Consider the following 3,291-nt stretch of genomic DNA (forward strand, 5'->3'; position numbering starts at 1 on the left):
GCCAGCAGGATCAGCCGCGCTTCCCGCGCCAGCCGCCCGGTCACGCCGGCCCCGTCACCCCGGCTTCGGCGAAACTGGCCATCTCGGTCAGCATCGCCGCCGCGGCCTTCAGCAGCGGCCAGGCCAGCAGCGCGCCGGTCCCCTCGCCCAGCCGCATGCCCAGCGACAACAGCGGCTCGGCCCCCAGCGCATCCAGCAGCGCGCCATGGCCCTGTTCCTCGGAGCGGTGGGCAAAGACCATCGCATCGCGCGTTCCGGGCGCCAGCCGCACCGCCGCCAGCGCGGCCGAGGTGGCGATGAACCCGTCCACGATCACCACCCTGCCCGCCTCTGCCGCGCCGATCATCGCGCCCGCCATCATCGCGATCTCGAAGCCGCCATATTCGGCCAGCGCCTCCTGCGGGGCCAACTCCCCGGTGCGCGCCGCGGCCCGTTCCAGAACCGCGCGTTTCTGCGCAAGCCCCGGATCGTCCAGCCCGGTGCCGCGCCCGGTCAGCACGTCCAGACCCACGCCCGTCAGCTTGTGCCCCAGCGCGGCGGCCGTGGCGGTGTTGGCGATCCCCATCTCGCCATAGGCGACCGCGTCCCACTCGCCATCGGCCCCCAGCGCCCGGCCCGCCTCAAGTGCGGCGGCGCATTGCCCGGCGCTCATCGCCGGGCCGGTCAGGAAGTTGGCCGTGCCTGCGCCGATCCGCCGCTCGATCAGCCCCGCGACCCCGAAGGGTTCCCCCGCCACGCCCGCATCGACCACGCGCAGATCGGCCCCGACGCTACGGGCAAAGACATTCGCCGCCGCCCCGCCCGCAAGGAAGTTCAGCACCATCTGCCGCGTCACCTCCTGCGGGAACAGCGACACGCCCTCGGCCGCGATGCCGTGGTCGGCGGCGAAGATGGTCAGCTGGCAGCGCTCCATCCGCGGCGTCAGACTGCCCTGCACCAGCCCGATCCGACGCGCCAGCGCTTCGATCCGACCCAGCGAGCCGGGCGGCTTGGTCTTGAGGTCGATCCGGCGTTGCAATTCGGCGGCAAGGGTCTCGGTCATGGTCGCTCCGGTTTCTTGTGACCACGCCCTGATAGTCGCGCCCGCCCGCCTCGGCAACCGGCACCCGATGCCGCAGCCGCCCGCCGCCATGCCCGCCAGGAACACCGCGACCGCCCGGTCGACCCGGGCACGCGCGGCCTCCAGCGGCTCGTCGGCGCCATCGGTCCGCAGCAGCCGCTCCAGCGGACAGGGCAGCGCCATCCGGTGCAGCAGCGCCGCAGCCGCCCCGGGATCGTCCAGCGCGATCTCGCCCCGGCTGATGCCGCGCTCCAGTTCCTCGCGGATCAGCCGACGCACGGCCAGCGGCCCCTCTTCCAGCATGCGCGCGGCCAGGTCCGGCTGGTGCGGCGCCTCGGCGATCACTGCGCGCAGCGCCTCCAGCGCGACCGACCCCGTGCCCGGCAACCGCTCGGGCGTCAGCAACAGCCGCAGCCGCTGCGCCAGCGGCAGCGCCTGCTGCACGTCGCCCAGCGGCCTCACGATCCCTTCGCGCAACCGGCGCACCAGCGCCTCGACCAGTCCCGACCGCCCGTCGAACAGCTCGTAAAGCGTGCGCTTGGACATCCCCGCCTCGGCCGCCACCGCATCCATCGAGGTGCCCTGCAACCCGCGCGACAGCAGCACCCGCTCGGCCGCGTCCAGAATCACCCGCACGCGTTCCTCGGGGTCCATGCGGGGCGGACGGCCCCGGCGCGGCATGCTTCTGCCCATGATTGCGGCACTTTCCTCGACCAGACTGCCCGCGCAGGCCGGGCCGGGCGGATTCCCGCTTGCGCGAACCGGCGGATGCGAATAACAAAACGATATCGTTTTATAAACGCGCGCCCTCCTCTCCACCAGAGAAATCGCCTATCCCACGAGGTTTCCCATGCCCCGTCTTCCCCGGGTTCTCGCCGCCGTCCTGACGCTGTCGCTGGCCGCGGCGACCGCCGCCCCGGCCCAGCAGGCGCAAGGCCAGCGCCCGCCCACGCCGGTCACCGTCGTCACCCTGTCCGCGCAGGACATCACGCTGACCACGCGGTTGCCGGGCCGGATCGTGGCCTCGGGCATTGCCGAGGTGCGCCCCCAGGTCGCGGGCATCATCACCGAGCGGCTGTTCGACGAGGGCGCCGAGGTCACCGAGGGCGAGGCGCTCTTCCGCATCGACTCGGCCAGCTACGAGGCCCGCGTCGCCGCCGCCCTCGCCGCGGTCGCCCAGGCCGAGGCGACCCGCGACTCCGCAAGGCGCGAGGCGACGCGGCTCCAGACATTGCTCGAACGCAACGTCACCAGCCAGCAGGCCGTCGACGACGCGCTGGCCGCGCGCGATTCGGCCGAGGCCGGGCTTCAAGTCGCCGCGGCACAGCTTGTTGCGGCCGAGATCGACCTCGACCGCACCACCGTCACCGCGCCCCTGTCGGGCACGGTCGGCCGCGCGCTGACCACCCGCGGCGCGCTGGTCACCGCCGGGCAGGCGCAACCGCTGGCGGTGATCCGCGCCCTCGACCCGGTGCTGGTCGACGTCACCATGTCGGCCGCTGAACTCGTCGCGTGGCGGCGCGGCCACATGGAGGAGGCGCTGGGCGAGGCCGACCGCACCGTCCGGCTGACGCTTGCCGATGGTGGCGGATACGACCATACCGGCACGCTGCGCGCCACCGAACCCTATGTCGACGAACGCACCGGCGTTGTCGTGCTGCGGATGGAATTTCCAAACCCCGACAAGATGTTGCTGCCCGGAATGTATGCGCAGGTCGAGATGCCCCAGGGCGTGATCGAGAACGCGATCCTCGCCCCGCAATCGGCCATCGGCCGCGACCGGCGCGGCCGTCCCACCGCGATGGTGGTCACGCCCGAGAACATCGTCGAGGAACGCGCGCTGACCGTCTTGCGCAACCGCGGCACCGACTGGATCGTGACCGAGGGGCTGGCGGATGGCGACCGGATCATCGTGGCCGGGCTGCAGAAGGTCGCCCCCGGCGCGGCGGTCGCCCCCGAAGAACGCGCCGAACCCGCGCAAGCAAACTGACCCCGACACCCCGAACCCCGGAGAGACCGCGCCATGGCCCGCTTCTTCATCGACCGCCCGGTCTTCGCCTGGGTCATCTCGATCCTCATCATGGGGATCGGCCTTCTGTCGATCCTGACCTTGCCGATCGCGCAATACCCGCAGATCGCGCCCCCCTCGGTCAGCGTGCAGGCTGCCTATCCCGGCGCCTCGGCCGAGACGGTGGCCAATACCGTGACCCAGATCATCGAACAGCAGATGA

The 3,291-nt window shown here is 72.2% G+C and carries 3 protein-coding genes; 2 read left to right on the plus strand and 1 reads right to left on the minus strand.

From position 1 onward, the window contains the following. Window positions 1-40 precede the first annotated feature (40 nt). Complete coding sequence (gene cobT, locus ENN83_RS04055; protein WP_287184332.1) at window positions 41-1,741, minus strand: nicotinate-nucleotide--dimethylbenzimidazole phosphoribosyltransferase; 1,701 nt, start codon at window positions 1,739-1,741, stop codon at window positions 41-43. Between the two features lie 169 nt (window positions 1,742-1,910). On the opposite strand from cobT, the gene ENN83_RS04060 reads away from it, so the two are divergent. Together ENN83_RS04060 and ENN83_RS04065 are read left to right on the plus strand one after the other, a co-directional pair. Next, window positions 1,911-3,050, plus strand: coding sequence for an efflux RND transporter periplasmic adaptor subunit (locus ENN83_RS04060; RefSeq protein WP_287184334.1), 1,140 nt, complete (start codon window positions 1,911-1,913; stop codon window positions 3,048-3,050). Window positions 3,051-3,083: 33 nt separating this feature from the next. Beyond that, window positions 3,084-3,291, plus strand: a 208-nt coding sequence (locus ENN83_RS04065; RefSeq protein ID WP_287184335.1) for an efflux RND transporter permease subunit, incomplete at its 3' end; no start/stop codon positions are given.

The sequence above is a fragment of the Rhodovulum sp. genome (genome assembly GCF_011048875.1).
GTDB lineage: Bacteria > Pseudomonadota > Alphaproteobacteria > Rhodobacterales > Rhodobacteraceae > Rhodovulum > Rhodovulum tesquicola.

Coding starts and splice junctions, on each gene's coding strand:
- ENN83_RS04060 (WP_287184334.1), top strand. CDS start 1,911: ATGCCCCGTCTTCCCCGGGTTCTCGCCGCCGTCCTGACGCTGTCGCTG.
- cobT (WP_287184332.1), bottom strand. CDS start 1,741: ATGCCGCGCCGGGGCCGTCCGCCCCGCATGGACCCCGAGGAACGCGTG.